Source organism: Streptomyces sp. NPDC104381 (assembly GCF_055583745.1).
This window is the reverse complement of sequence record NZ_JBVJNK010000001.1, coordinates 332469-346023: the sequence shown is the minus strand read 5'-3', so window position 1 is coordinate 346023 and position 13555 is coordinate 332469. Positions and strand designations below refer to the sequence as shown.

Below are 13555 nucleotides of genomic sequence, written 5' to 3'. Positions count from 1 at the left end.
GGCCCTACGGACGGTCCAGGCGGAGGCGTTCCGCCTTGGGGAGTCCGGCCACCACCAGGTCGTAGCTGTCCTCCACGAGCTCCCGGACCATCCGGTCCGGGAGCTCGGAGACCGTCACGGTGTTCCAGTGCCGCTTGTTCAGGTGCCAGCCGGGGACGACGGCCGGATGCTCCTTCCGGAGCCGCAGGGCCTCGTCCGGATCGCACTTGAGGCTGACCTTCAGGGGCCGCCCGTCGAGCGCGCTGAGCGCGAACATCTTTCCCAGGACCTTGAAGACCGATGCGTCGGGCCCGAAGGGGAACTCCTCCGCGCTCGCGTTGAACTCCAGGCAGAACGCACGCAGTTCCTGGGGGGTCATGACGGCTCCGTTCCCTCCGGTTCCACCAGCACGGTGACGATCTTGTTCCTGCGGCCCGCCGGGGACTCCGCGGTGAGGCGGAGCTTGCGGCCGTCGGGGAGGTCGACGATCGAGGAGGCCCCGGAGATCGGGACCCGGCCGAGCGCCTTGGCCAGCAGACCGCCGACCGTCTCCACGTCCTCGTCGTCGTACGCGTCGAGGCCGAACAGCTCCCCGAGGTCGCCGATGTCGAGCCGGGCGGTCACCCGGAAGCAGCCGTTCTCCAGCTCCTGGACGGGCGGGAGTTCGCGGTCGTACTCGTCGGTGATCTCACCGACGATCTCCTCCAGGATGTCCTCGATGGTGACGATGCCGGCCGTGCCGCCGTACTCGTCGATGACGACGGCGACGTGGCTGCGGTCCTGCTGCATCTCGCGCAGCAGGTCACCGGCGTTCTTCGTGTCGGGGACGAACGCGGCGGGGCGCATCGCCGTGGAGACGAGGTCCGCCTCCGCGTCCCGGTTGATGTGCGTCTTGCGGACCAGGTCCTTGAGGTAGACGATCCCGACGATGTCGTCCTCGTTCTCCCCGGTGACCGGGATTCGCGAGAAGCCGGAGCGCAGCGCGAGGGTCAGCGCCTGACGGACCGTCTTGTAGCGCTCGATGCAGACCAGGTCGGTGCGGGGCACCATGACCTCGCGCACGAGGGTGTCGCCGAGCTCGAAGACGGAGTGCACCATGCGGCGCTCCTCGTCCTCGATCAGCGACTCCTGCTCGGCGAGGTCGACCATCGCGCGCAGCTCCGCCTCGCTGGCGAACGGGCCCTTGCGGAACCCCTTGCCGGGGGTCAGCGCGTTGCCGATGAGGATCAGCAGCTGCGGAATCGGGCCCATGATCCTGGCCAGCGGCAGCAGGACGTACGCCGCGGCCGTGGCCGTGTTCAGCGGGTGCTGGCGGCCGATGGTGCGCGGCGAGACGCCGATGGCGACATAGCTGACGAGGACCATGACGCCCATGGCGACGGCCAGCGCCTGCCAGGTCTCCGGGAACTCCTTGAGGCAGGCGTACGTGACGAGGACCCCGGCCGACATCTCGCAGGCGACCCGCACCAGGAGGGCCACGTTGAGATAGCGGGTGGGGTCGGCGGCGACCTGCTCCAGCTTGGCGCTGCCGCGCCGCCCCGCGCGGACGGCCTCCGCCGCCCGGAAGCTGGACGTGCGCGCGATGCCTGCCTCGGCGCAGGCGGCGAGCCAGCCGACGACGATCAGCAGGACGGCGCCGGAGATGAGGGGGACGCTCACGAGACGGTGGGGGCGGGGGACGGCCCGGTCAGGCCGCGCTCACCGCGCCAGCCGTCGACGATCGCCGCCTGGAGGCCGAACATCTCGGCCTTCTCGTCCGGCTCCTCGTGGTCGTACCCGAGGAGGTGCAGCACTCCGTGGACGGTGAGGAGCTGGAGCTCCTCGTCCATCGAGTGCTGCGTCTCGGCGTCCTCGCCCTGCTTCTTCGCGACTTCGGGGCAGAGCACGATGTCGCCGAGGAGCCCCTGCGGGGGCTCCTCCTCGTCCTTGGCCGGCGGACGGAGCTCGTCCATCGGGAAGGACATGACGTCCGTCGGGCCGGGGAGGTCCATCCACTGGATGTGGAGCTGCTCCATGGCGGCGGTGTCCACCACGATCACCGAGAGTTCGGACAGCGGGTGGATCCGCATCCGGGCGAGGGCGTAGCGGGCGATGTCGAGGATCGCCTGCTCGTCGACCTCGGTTCCGGACTCGTTGTTGACGTCGATCGACATGGTGCGCTGCGACTACTTCCCGTTGCGGCCGGTGCGGCCCTCTGCGTTGTCGTACTTCTCGTACGCGTCGACGATACGGCCGACGAGCTTGTGCCGGACGACATCCTGGGAGGTGAGCCGGGAGAAGTGCACGTCCGGGACGTCCTCCAGGATCTCCTGGACCTGGCGCAGACCGCTCTTGGTGCCGGTCGGCAGGTCCACCTGGGTGACGTCACCGGTGACGACGATCTTCGAGTCGAAGCCGAGACGGGTGAGGAACATCTTCATCTGCTCGGCGCTGGTGTTCTGCGCCTCGTCGAGGATGATGAACGCGTCGTTCAGGGTGCGTCCGCGCATGTACGCCAGCGGCGCGACCTCGATCGTGCCCGCGGCCATGAGCCGGGGGATCGAGTCGGGGTCGAGCATGTCGTGCAGCGCGTCGTAGAGCGGGCGCAGATACGGGTCGATCTTGTCGAAGAGCGTGCCGGGCAGGAAGCCCAGCCGCTCCCCCGCCTCGACGGCGGGCCTGGTGAGGATGATCCGGCTGACCTGCTTGGACTGCAGGGCCTGGACCGCCTTCGCCATGGCGAGGTAGGTCTTGCCCGTACCCGCGGGGCCGATTCCGAAGACGATCGTGTGCTTGTCGATCGCGTCGACGTACCGCTTCTGGTTCAGGGTCTTGGGGCGGATCGTGCGGCCGCGGCTGGAGAGGATGTTCTGGGTGAGCACCTCGGCAGGGGTCTCGGCGCCTTCACCGTCGCCGTTCCCGCTCGCCCTGAGCATGGCGATCGAGCGTTCCACAGCGTCCTCCGTCATCGGCAGTCCGGTGCGGAGCACCAGCACCATCTCGTCGAACAGGCGCTGGATCAGGGCGACGTCCGCCGCGCTGCCAGTCGCGCTTATCTCGTTGCCCCGGACATGGATGTCGACGGCCGGGAACGCCGTTTCGATCACGCGCAGCAGCGAATCGCCCGACCCCAGGACCATCACCATGGGATGTGCGGCCGGAATGCGGATCTGGGCACGCGCCTGCGGCTGTGTGGGTGACTGAGTCATGGGCCGGCCCTCGGGCCTGCGCATACCTCCCGTTGCAGGGCAGTCGCTGCTCGACCGCCTCTGGACTACCAGCGTACGACTCCCCACCGACAACACCGAGCGGTTTTACCCGGTGATCGTCCGCATCCTGGATCATCGGCACCCGGAGTTCATCGGCCCGTCACTGCCGGAAGCCGATGGTCGGTACGGCCCGGCGCAGCGGCCACGCCCTGCTCGTGGCCGGCAGCAGCTCCTCCAGGAAGGCGTAGCGCTCCAGTGCCGCCGGGTCCTGGCCGGCGGCGGTGCGTACCTGCTGCCACCAGCCGGCGATCTCCGCCCATCCCGGTGCGGACAGCGATCCGCCGAACTCCTGCACGGACAGGGCGGCCGTCAGGCCGGCGAAGGCGAGGCGGTCGGCGAGCGGCCAGCCGGCCAGGGTCCCGGTGACGAACCCGGCGACGAAGACGTCCCCGGCACCGGTGGGGTCCAGGGCCTCCACCGCGATGGCGGGCACCTCGGCGGCCGTCCCGGTCTCCCCGTCCACCGCGTACGCGCCCTCCGCCCCCAGGGTCACCACGGCGAGGGGCACCCGCTCGGCCAGGGCGTGGGCGGCGGCGCGCGGGCAGTCGGTACGGGTGTAGCGCATGGCCTCCTCGGCGTTGGGCAGGAAGGCCAGGCAGTGCCCGAGGTCGGGCAGGGCGTCCAGGTCCCAGCGGCCGGTCTCGTCCCAGCCGACGTCGGCGAAGACCATCGCGCCGTTACGGGCGGCCCCGGCCACCCAGGGCTCGCTGCGGCCCGGGGTCAGCGAGGCGACGGCGGCGCGGGCGCGCGGCGGGCAGTCCGGGAAGGCGCGGCCGGGGGGCACGGAGCCGTCGGGGGCGTCGTGGCCGTGCGAGACCATCGTGCGCTCGCCCTCGTACGCCATGGAGACGGTGACGGGTGAGTGCCAGCCGGGGACCGTGCGCGACATGGACAGGTCGATGCCCTCGCCCTGTTCGAGGGCGTCCCAGCAGTACTCGCCGTAGTGGTCGTCGCCGAACGCGGCGGCCAGCGAGGTGTGCAGGCCGAGCCGGGCGAGGGCGGTGGCCATGTTGGCGACGCCTCCGGGGCTGGAGCCCATCCCCCGGGCCCAGGACTCCGTCCCGCGCACCGGTGCGCTGTCCAGGCCGGTGAAGATGATGTCGAGGAAGACCGTGCCGGTCAGGAAGACGTCGCAGGCCGGGTCCTGCGGGGCACGCAGCCCGAGCAGCGGGTCGATGCCTGGATCAGCTGTACTCACCGTGCGCTCCCGGCCGTGGCAGATCTGAACAGTGCGGGTTGCGGCCAGTGTGCCGGATCCGGCGCCCCTTCCGGAGGGCCCGCGCCGCACCACGCGGATCCGCTCCCACCTGCATAAACATGCGCAGCTACCCGGCTCCACGATGCATAAACCTCAGTGTGACCCGGATCACATCGAGCCGACTTTCCGTCGGCTGGGCGCGCTTGATACAAATTGGCCCGCGAGCACCGATCCGGACGGTTGACGACGAGTGCCGCTTCTCCCGCGTTTCTCGCTCCACCCTCCGCTGCCTTGCCCCCGCTCCACCCTCCCCTGCCTTACCCCGCTCCACCCTCCCCGCGTCACCTCTGCCTCACCCTCCCCTGCCTTCTTCTGCCTCCTCTGGCATGTCTTCAGGAACGCCCATGTCCTCGCGCCCTCGCGCCGCGTGGCCCCTGGTCGCCGTGTTCACCGCCGGTTACCTCGCCGCCTATCTGCTCCCCACCATCGTCGGCCGCCTCAGCACCTATCTGGGCCTGACCTCCGCCCAGGCGGGCCTGGTCGGCAGTGCCCTGCTGGTCAGCTCGGCCTCGGCCGGCTTCGCGCTGGCAGGACGCGTCGAGAGACTCGGATCGCGGAGACCGGCGCGCGTGGGGCTGCTGCTCGCCGCCCTCGGCTACGGCTGCGCGGCGCTCACCACCTCGATGCCGCTGATCGTCGCCGGCGTCGTGGTCGGCGGCTTCGGCTCCGGCACGGCGACCGCCGTGGCGGCGTCCGGCATCGCCGCGCAGCGCGACCCGCACCGGACCTCGTCGCTCGGGCTGCTCAGCGTCTCGGCGACGGCGGGCGCCCTCTACCTGACCATCCCTCACCTGGGCGGCGGTCACCGGCTGCCGTTCGCCTCCATCGCGCTGGTCGCCCTGCTCGCCTGGCCCGCGACCGCCCGGCTGGGCGGCTCCGTGCCGGCCGGCGGGACGTCACCGGTGCAGGGCCGGCTGCCGCACCGGCGGTCGGGCCTGGTGCTGGCCGGCGGGATGCTCGTCTGGTCCATGGCACAGAACGCCCTGTGGGGGGTGAGCAGCCGCATCGGTGCCGAGCAGGTCGGCCTCTCCGAGGTGACCGTCGGCGCGGTGTTCGCCGCCGCGCTGGGAGCGGGACTGCTGGGCGTGATGGGCGCGGGCGTGCTGGGTGCCCGGCTCGGACGGGCGGCGCCGATCGGCCTCGGCACGATGATCATCGCGGGGAGCATCGTGCTGAGCTCCTCGGCCGACGACCTGGAGTCGTTCGCGACCGGTGAGATCGCCTGGAACACCTTCTACCCGGTGGTCCTGTCGTATCTGATCGGGCTCGCCGCCTCGCTGGACGTGCGCGGCCGCTGGGCGGTCCTCGCGGGCTCGGCGGCATCCGTCGGCACGGCCTGCGGCCCCCTCCTCGGCAGCGTGCTCTCCGAGCAGGCCGGCTACGCGGTGATGGGCCTGATCCTGGGGGCCGCCACGCTCCTGGTCGCGGCCCCCGTCACCGCGGTGGCCCTGCACACCGGCGGCCGGCCGCTGGTTCCCGGTTCCGTACGGCGCAGGGGTGGCGCGCCCGCCGCGCTGCTGGCCGCCACCACCAACAGCCTGTCCGGCGCGGTGCCCAAGCTGGGCGCGCCGGAGCAGGCGGTCGCGGAGATCAGCGTGCCCGCGCTCCGGCGCAGGCGCCTGGTGCGGAGCGCGTTCCGTATGGCGGGACCGGCCGACGGGTCCGGTCAGTCGAACGCGTACGCCTCGACCTCGGACAGATAGCGCGCCCTGCGCTCCTCGTCGTGGTCGAGGAAGGCCGCCTCGAAGGAGTTGCGGGCCAGGGTGCGCAGCTGCTCGCGGTCCAGGCCGAGCGCCTCGTGCACGGCGTGGAAGGTGTCTCCGACGTAACCGCCGAAGTAGGCGGGGTCGTCGGAGTTCACCGTGCAGAGCAGGCCCGCGTCCATCATGGCCCGCAGCGGGTGCTGCTCCAGTACGTCGATGGCGCGCAGCCGCACGTTGGAGAGCGGGCAGAGCGTCAGCGGGATCCGCTCGGAGACCAGCCGGCCCACCAGCTCCGCGTCCTCCATGCAGCGCAGCCCGTGATCGATGCGTTCGACGCCGAGGATGTCGAGGGCCTCCCGGATGTACTCGGGCGGGCCCTCCTCACCGGCGTGGGCGACCTTGCGCAGTCCGAGGGCGGTGGCGGCCGCGTACACCTCGCGGAACTTCGCGGGCGGGTGGCCGACCTCGGCCGAGTCGAGCCCGATGCCGCTGATGCGGCTGAGGTACGGCTTCGACGCCTCCAGGGTCTCCAGCGCCGACTCCGCGGACTTGTCGCGCAGGAAGCACATGATCAGCTGGGTGGAGATGCCGTGCGTCTCCTCGCTGCGGTCCAGCGCCCTGCCGAGCCCCTCGATGACGGTGCCGATCGGGACGCCGCGGTCGGTGTGCGCCTGCGGGTCGAAGAAGATCTCCGCGTGGCGGACGCCCTGGGCGGCGGCGCGGGCGAGGTAGGCGTCGGCCAGTTCGGCGAAGTCCTCCTCGGTGCGCAGGACCGCCATCAGGGCGTAGTAGAGGTCGAGGAAGCTCTGGAGGTCCTCGAAGAGGTACGCCTTGCGCAGCTCTTCGGTGTCCGCGTAGGGGAGGTCCACGCCGTTGCGTGCGGCGAGGGCGAAGGCCAGCTCGGGTTCGAGGGTCCCCTCGATGTGGAGGTGGAGTTCGGCTTTGGGGAGGTGCACGGGGTTCTCGTTACGTGTGGCGGGTGGGTACCGGGACCCTGATCAGGTCCTGGGCGATGGTCAGTTCACCTTCGTAGCCGGCTGCCCTGGCCTGGCGCTCGAAGGCGTCGGGGTCCGAGTAGCGCTGGGAGAAGTGCGTCAGCACGAGGTGCCGTACGCCCGACTCCTTCGCCACCCGGGCCGCCTGTCCCGCGGTGAGGTGACCGTGGTCGGCGGCGAGCCCTCCGTCCTCGTCGAGGAACGTCGACTCGATGACCAGCATGTCGCATCCCTCGGCGAGCGCGAACGCGCCGTCGCAGAGACGGGTGTCCATGACGAACGCGAAGCGCTGGCCGCGGCGGGTCTCGGAGACCTCTTCCAGCGGGACGCCGCGCAGGGCGCCCTCGCGCTGGATCCGTCCGACGTCGGGGCCGCCGATGCCGTGCTCGGCCAGCTTCGCGGGCAGCATGCGCAGCCGGTCGGGCTCGGTGAGGCGGTAGCCGTAGGACTCGACCGGGTGCGAGAGCCGGTGGCTGTCCAGGGTGTACGCGCCGGTGGTGGCCAGGACGCCGTCGGCGGCGACCGGGGCCTCGGTCAGCTCGACGGACTCGCGGTAGGCGGTCGCGTACCGGAGCCGGTCGAAGAAGCGCTGCCCGCTCGCCGGGTAGTGGACGGTCACGGGGTGCGGGACCTGGTCGAGGTTGATCCGCTGGATCACCCCGGCCAGACCGAGCGAGTGGTCGCCGTGGAAGTGCGTGACGCAGATCCGGTCGATGTCATGAGCGGCGACGCCCGCCCGCAGCATCTGACGCTGGGTCCCCTCGCCCGGGTCGAAGAGGATGCCCTCCCCGTCCCAGCGCAGCAGGTAGCCGTTGTGGTTGCGGTGACGGGTCGGCACCTGGCTGGCGGTGCCGAGGATCACGAGTTCGCGTACGGACACGGGTGACGGGCCTGCCTAGCCGGGGGGCCACTGCATGCCGCGTCCGCCCAGGACGTGGGCGTGCGCGTGGAAGACGGTCTGCCCGGCACCCGCACCGGTGTTGAGCACGATGCGGTAGCCGGTCTCCGTGAGCTTCTCGTCGGCGGCGACCAGGCCCGCCTCACGCAGCACGTCGGCCGCGGCCTGCGGGTCGCCCGCCGCGAGGGAGGCGGCGTCCGGGTAGTGCGCCTTGGGGATGACCAGGACGTGGGTGGGGGCCTGCGGGTTTATGTCGCGGAAGGCGACGGTCGTCGCGCTCTCGCGGACGATGGTCGCCGGGATGTCCCCGGTAACGATCTTGCAGAACAGGCAGTCGGTCTGCGGCTCTCCCGCCATGGCCCGGCCTCCTCGGTCGTTCGTGGTCCTCGTGATCAGTACACCGGCATGCTATCCGGCCGGGCCGGTGAGGACGGGCGGCTGTCAGCTCCAGCGCCCGGTGCGTCCCATCAGCAGGGCCGCCGCGGCCGTCCCCGCGGTCGAGGTGCGCAGCACACTGGGGCCGAGCCGGTACGGGGGCGCCCCCGCCTCGGCGAAGGCGGCCAGCTCCTGCGGCGAGACCCCGCCCTCCGGGCCCACGACCAGCACGATCGTGCCGTGCGTGGGGAGTTCGGCGGTGGCGAGCGGCTCGCCGGCGGTGTCCCGGTCCTCGTGCAGGACGCCAGCGAAGTCGGCCCCGGCCAGCAGGGCGGCGACCTGCTTGGTCGTCATGGCGTCGGCCACCTCGGGGAACCGCACCCGGCGCGACTGCTTCCCCGCCTCACGCGCGGTGCCGCGCCACTTGGCGAGGGACTTGAGGCCGCGCTCGCCCTTCCACTGGGTGATGCAGCGCGCGGCCTGCCAGGGCACGATCGCGTCGACGCCCGTCTCGGTCATCGTCTCCACGGCGAGCTCCCCGCGGTCGCCCTTGGGCAGCGCCTGGACGACGGTGATGTGCGGGGCGGGCGCGGGCTCCTCGCGCACCGGGTCCAGGCCGCCGACGACGAGCCGGTCCTTGCCCTCGGCGGCCCGTACGACGCCCTCCGCCCAGCGGCCGCGCCCGTCGGTCAGAACGACGTCCTCCCCCGGGTTCAGCCGCTTCACCGACACGGCGTGCCGCCCCTCGGGGCCGTCCAGGACGAACTCCGGGCCGCCGGGCAGCTGTTCGACGACGAAGACCGGTGCCGTCACTGGGCACTCCTCACACTCACGGCCGCACGCGCGGCCTCCATTTCGGCGGCGAGCAGGCCCACCAGCTCCCCGGCGGGCAGCTCGCGCGCCATCCGGTGTCCCTGACCCGCCCACAGGGCCATGCCCTGGGCGTCCCCGGCCTTGGCCGCGGCCCTGCGCAGCCCGCTGGTCAGCTGGTGCACCTGCGGGTAGGCGGCGGGGGCGTACGGGCCGTGCTCCCGTACGAAGCGGTTGACCAGGCCTCGCGCGGGGCGGCCGGAGAAGGCGCGGGTCAGGGCCGTGGTCACGAACAGCGGGTTGGTCAGGGCCTGTTTGTGCAGCGGGTGCGCCCCGGACTCCGGGCACGGCAGGAACGCCGTACCGAGCTGGGCGGCGTCGGCCCCGGCGGCCAGGACGGCGGTGATCTGGGAGCCGCGCATCAGCCCGCCGGCGGCGATGACCGGCAGCTGGACGGACTCGCGGACCTCGGTGATCAGCGGCAGCAGCCCGGTGGCGGCGAGGCCGCCCTGCGGGTCGTCGCGGTGCGTGGACTGGTGGCCGCCCGCCTCGGTGCCCTGGACGCAGAGCGCGTCGGCGCCCGCCCACCGGGCGTTCCGCGCCTCCTGGGGCGAGGTGACCGTGACGACGGTGGCGGTGCCGGCCGCGGCGAACGCGGCGAGCACCTCGCGGGTGGGGCAGCCGAAGGTGAAGGAGACCAGGGGGACCGGGTCCTCCAGCAGGATCGCGACCTTCGCCTCGTAGCCGTCGTCCCCGCTGGAGTCGGGGTCGCCGAGCGGGGTCTCGTACCAGGTGGCCTCACCGGCGAGCTGGTGGCGGTAGATCTCGACGGCGCCGGGGTCGGCGACCTGCGGCTGCGGCATGAAGAGGTTGACGCCGAAGGGGCCGCCGGTCAGCCTCCGCAGCTGCTCGATCTCGTTGTACATCCCGTCGGCCGTCTTGTAGCCGGCGGCGAGGAAGCCGAGCCCTCCGGCCTCCGTGACGGCGGCGGCCAGCTCCGGCCGGGAGGCACCGCCCGCCATCGGGGCCTGCACGATCGGGTAGCGGCAGAGACCGGTCAGCGCCAAGGACATGACCGCATCGTGCCACGTCCCGGGGATCGTGCCGAATCAGCCCTTTCGCACGGCGGACGGGCCCCCGCGCACACGGCACCGCCCGCCGGTACGGAACCGGCGGTCGGTGCGGTGACAGGGTGCGGCGGCCGGGGTTTCAGCGGCCGTTGAAGGCGTCCTTCAGACGGGAGAAGAGCCCCTGCTGTCCCGGCTGGAACTGCCCCGTGGGCCGCTCCTCGCCGCGCAGCTTGGACAGCTCCCGCAGGAGGCGCTCCTGCTCGGGGTCCAGCTTCGTCGGGGTGGTGACCTCGACGTGCACGATCAGGTCGCCGCGGCCGCCGCCGCGCAGGTGCGTGATGCCGCGCCCGTGCAGCGGGACCGACTGGCCCGACTGGGTGCCCGGCCTGATGTCGATCTCCTCCAGGCCGTCGAGCGTCTCCAGCGGCACCTGGGTGCCGAGCGCCGCGGCCGTCATCGGGATGGTGACCGTGCAGTGCAGATCGTCGCCGCGCCGCTGGAACACGGCGTGCGGGAGCTCGTGGATCTCGACGTACAGGTCTCCGGCGGGGCCGCCGCCGGGGCCGACCTCGCCCTCGCCCGCGAGCTGGATCCGGGTGCCGTTGTCGACACCGGCGGGGATCTTCACGGTGAGGGTGCGCCGCGAGCGGATGCGGCCGTCACCGGCGCACTCGGGGCACGGGGTCGGCACGACCGTACCGAAGCCCTGGCACTGCGGGCAGGGCCGCGAGGTCATGACCTGGCCGAGGAAGGACCGGGTGACCTGGGAGACCTCACCGCGGCCGCGGCACATGTCACAGGTCTGCGCGGAGGTGCCGGGTGCGGCGCCCTCGCCACTGCAGGTCGTGCAGACGACCGCCGTGTCGACCTGGATGTCCTTGGTCGTGCCGAAGGCCGCCTCGGCGAGGTCGATCTCCAGCCGGATCATCGCGTCCTGGCCGCGCCGGGTGCGCGATCGGGGTCCGCGCTGCGACGCCGTCCCGAAGAACGCGTCCATGATGTCGCTGAAGTTGCCGAAGCCGCCGGCTCCGAAGCCTCCCGCGCCACCGCCGCCGCCCGACTGGGACAGCGGGTCGCCGCCGAGGTCGTAGACCTGCTTCTTCTGCGGGTCCGACAACACCTCGTAGGCGGCGTTGATCTCCTTGAACCGCTCCTGGGTCTTCGGATCCGGGTTGACATCCGGGTGCAGCTCGCGGGCGAGCCGACGGAATGCCTTCTTGATCTCGTCCTGAGATGCGTCGCGGCGCACGCCGAGTACGGCGTAGTAGTCCGTGGCCACTTACGACTCCGCCAGGATCTGTCCGACGTAACGTGCCACTGCGCGTACCGCTCCCATCGTTCCGGGGTAGTCCATGCGGGTCGGTCCGACCACGCCGAGTTTGGCGACTGCCTCGTCGCCCGAACCGTAGCCGACCGCGACGACGGACGTGGAGTTGAGGCCCTCGTGGGCGTTCTCGTGCCCGATCCGTACGGTCATGCCTGAGTCCGTCGCCTCACCGAGCAGCTTCAGCAGCACGACCTGCTCCTCCAATGCCTCCAGCACCGGCCGGATCATCACAGGGAAGTCGTGCCCGAAGCGGGTGAGGTTGGAGGTGCCGCCGATGATCAGCCGCTCCTCCGTCTCTTCGACCAGAGTCTCCAGGAGGACGGAGAGGACCGTCGACACGGTTCCCCGGTCCTCGGTCTCGAAGGACTCCGGCAGGTCCTGCACCAGCCGCGGGACGTCCGCGAAGCGTCGTCCGACGACCCGGCTGTTGAGCCGGGCCCGGAGATCCGCGAGGGACGTGTCACCGAACGGTGCGGGACAGTCGATCATACGCTGCTCCACGCGGCCCGTGTCCGTGATCAGGACGAGCATCAGCCGGGCCGGAGCCAGCGACAGCAGCTCCACGTGCCGGACCGTCGATCGGGTCAGCGAGGGGTACTGCACGACGGCGACCTGCCTGGTCAGCTGCGCGAGCAGCCGGACCGTGCGGCCCACGACGTCGTCGAGGTCGACCGCGCCGTCGAGGAAATTCTGGATGGCCCGGCGCTCCGGCGACGACAGGGGCTTGACGCCCGCCAGCTTGTCGACGAAGAGACGGTAGCCCTTGTCCGTCGGAATGCGCCCCGCACTCGTGTGCGGCTGGGCGATGAAGCCCTCGTCCTCCAGCACCGCCATGTCGTTGCGCACGGTCGCCGGGGAGACCCCGAGGCTGTGCCGCTCCGTGAGCGCCTTGGAGCCGACGGGCTCCTCGGTGCCGACATAGTCCTGGACGATGGCGCGCAGCACTTCGAGTCTGCGTTCGCTGAGCACCGCGCACACCTCCAGCTGTGGTTCTTCGGCGTCTGCCTGGCACTCTGTGCGTTCGAGTGCCAGCAATCCCCCCGGTCAGTGTACGGGGGCGGGGTGGGCCCGGGGCAAGGGCGACCGGCCATGCCGTCGTGGGACCTCGCAGGTCGTTGCCGATAGCGTCGTCGTATGGACGCCTCTTGGGAAGAGTTCGGCTGGGAGCGGTTGGGCAACGGTACGGGGCGGCGACGCCTTCCCGTCTGGGACGCGACCGCCGCGCTGGTCGCCGGGACGGACGGTGTGCTCCTCTACGACACCGGTGCGACGCTGCGGGAGGGCGTCGAGCTGCGCACCCAGGCGGAGGCGCTGCTGGGCCGGAGGGTGACGCATATCGCACTGAGCCACCCGCACTTCGACCATGTGCTGGGCACCGCCGCCTTCTCCGGGGCGGAGGTCTACGGGGCGGTGGGCACGGCGGAGCTCCTGGGGCAGGGCGCCGCGGAGCTGCGCGCCGACGCGCTGCGGCACGGGATGAGCGAGGCGGACGCCACGGCCTCCACGGACGCCCTGGTGGCCCCGCGGCACCAGGTCAGCGGCGAGTGGACGCTCGATCTCGGCGGCGGCCTCCAGGTGCTGCTGGCCAACGTGGGGCCCGGCCACAGCGGCCACGACCTCGCGGTGCTGGTGCCGGGCTCCCCCGTCGTGGTGCTCTGCGGCGACCTCGTCGAGGAGTCCGGCGAACCGCAGGCGGGCCCGGACGCGGTCCCCTCGCACTGGCCTGCGGCGCTGGACCGGCTGCTGGAGCTCGGCGGCGAGGACGCGCTCTACGTGCCGGGGCACGGGGCGGTGGTGGACGCCGCCTTCGTACGGGCGCAGCGCGATCGGCTGGCCGCCCGGCACGGCGTGTCGTGAAGGGGGCGCCCCCGTGGCGGGGGCGCCGTTTATCG

At 72.0% G+C, this 13555-nt stretch carries 14 protein-coding genes; 2 read left to right on the top strand and 12 right to left on the bottom strand.

The window, feature by feature from the left end:
• Positions 1-4: 4 nt before the first annotated feature.
• The 5 genes from ACZ607_RS01425 to ACZ607_RS01405 all read right to left on the bottom strand — a co-directional run bounded on the left by ACZ607_RS01425 (position 5) and on the right by ACZ607_RS01405 (position 4425).
• Positions 5-358 carry an MmcQ/YjbR family DNA-binding protein gene (locus ACZ607_RS01425; RefSeq protein WP_469730586.1) on the bottom strand — a complete coding sequence of 118 codons (354 nt, stop codon included), beginning with the start codon at positions 356-358 and terminating at the stop codon, positions 5-7.
• Entirely contained in the window at positions 355-1638 is a 1284-nt protein-coding gene (locus ACZ607_RS01420; RefSeq protein ID WP_469730584.1) for a hemolysin family protein, read from the bottom strand. Before ACZ607_RS01420 ends, ACZ607_RS01425 begins: the two co-directional genes overlap by 4 nt.
• Entirely contained in the window at positions 1635-2132 is a 498-nt protein-coding gene (gene ybeY, locus ACZ607_RS01415; RefSeq protein ID WP_099172499.1) for an rRNA maturation RNase YbeY, read from the bottom strand. Before ybeY ends, ACZ607_RS01420 begins: the two co-directional genes overlap by 4 nt.
• A 12-nt stretch (positions 2133-2144) precedes the next feature.
• A complete protein-coding gene (locus tag ACZ607_RS01410) occupies positions 2145-3167 on the bottom strand; it encodes a PhoH family protein (RefSeq protein ID WP_469730582.1) in 1023 nt (340 codons plus the stop codon).
• Between the two features lie 160 nt (positions 3168-3327).
• Positions 3328-4425, bottom strand: coding sequence for a carbohydrate kinase family protein (locus ACZ607_RS01405; protein ID WP_469730580.1), 1098 nt, complete (start codon positions 4423-4425; stop codon positions 3328-3330).
• A 404-nt stretch (positions 4426-4829) separates the two neighbouring features.
• Here ACZ607_RS01405 and ACZ607_RS01400 point away from each other — a divergent pair, with 404 nt between their 5' ends.
• Complete coding sequence (locus ACZ607_RS01400) at positions 4830-6188, top strand: MFS transporter (RefSeq protein WP_469730578.1); 1359 nt, start codon at positions 4830-4832, stop codon at positions 6186-6188.
• Here the strand turns inward: ACZ607_RS01400 and ACZ607_RS01395 are convergent.
• The 7 genes from ACZ607_RS01395 to hrcA all read right to left on the bottom strand — a co-directional run bounded on the left by ACZ607_RS01395 (position 6152) and on the right by hrcA (position 12632).
• The gene (locus ACZ607_RS01395) at positions 6152-7144 is read right to left on the bottom strand and encodes an adenosine deaminase (protein WP_469730576.1); all 993 of its coding nucleotides are present in this window, start codon (positions 7142-7144) and stop codon (positions 6152-6154) included. The two genes, ACZ607_RS01400 and ACZ607_RS01395, sit on opposite strands and share 37 nt — an antisense overlap.
• Before the next feature lie 10 nt (positions 7145-7154).
• The gene (locus ACZ607_RS01390; protein ID WP_469730574.1) at positions 7155-8063 is read right to left on the bottom strand and encodes a ribonuclease Z; all 909 of its coding nucleotides are present in this window, start codon (positions 8061-8063) and stop codon (positions 7155-7157) included.
• Positions 8064-8078: 15 nt separating this feature from the next.
• Entirely contained in the window at positions 8079-8438 is a 360-nt protein-coding gene (locus ACZ607_RS01385) for a histidine triad nucleotide-binding protein (protein WP_469730573.1), read from the bottom strand.
• Positions 8439-8522: 84 nt separating this feature from the next.
• Complete coding sequence (locus ACZ607_RS01380; protein WP_469730571.1) at positions 8523-9269, bottom strand: 16S rRNA (uracil(1498)-N(3))-methyltransferase; 747 nt, start codon at positions 9267-9269, stop codon at positions 8523-8525.
• A complete protein-coding gene (locus ACZ607_RS01375; RefSeq protein WP_469730569.1) occupies positions 9266-10339 on the bottom strand; it encodes a nitronate monooxygenase in 1074 nt (357 codons plus the stop codon). The genes ACZ607_RS01380 and ACZ607_RS01375 overlap by 4 nt, the downstream gene beginning before the upstream one ends.
• A gap of 136 nt (positions 10340-10475) precedes the next feature.
• On the bottom strand, positions 10476-11615 hold the full coding sequence (dnaJ, locus tag ACZ607_RS01370) for a molecular chaperone DnaJ (RefSeq protein WP_469730567.1): 1140 nt from the start codon (positions 11613-11615) through the stop codon (positions 10476-10478).
• Positions 11616-12632 (bottom strand): heat-inducible transcriptional repressor HrcA, encoded by a 1017-nt coding sequence (gene hrcA / locus ACZ607_RS01365; protein WP_362549380.1) that lies wholly within the window; start codon positions 12630-12632, stop codon positions 11616-11618.
• A gap of 165 nt (positions 12633-12797) precedes the next feature.
• Here hrcA and ACZ607_RS01360 point away from each other — a divergent pair, with 165 nt between their 5' ends.
• On the top strand, positions 12798-13520 hold the full coding sequence (locus ACZ607_RS01360) for an MBL fold metallo-hydrolase (RefSeq protein ID WP_469730564.1): 723 nt from the start codon (positions 12798-12800) through the stop codon (positions 13518-13520).
• Positions 13521-13555: the final 35 nt, after the last annotated feature.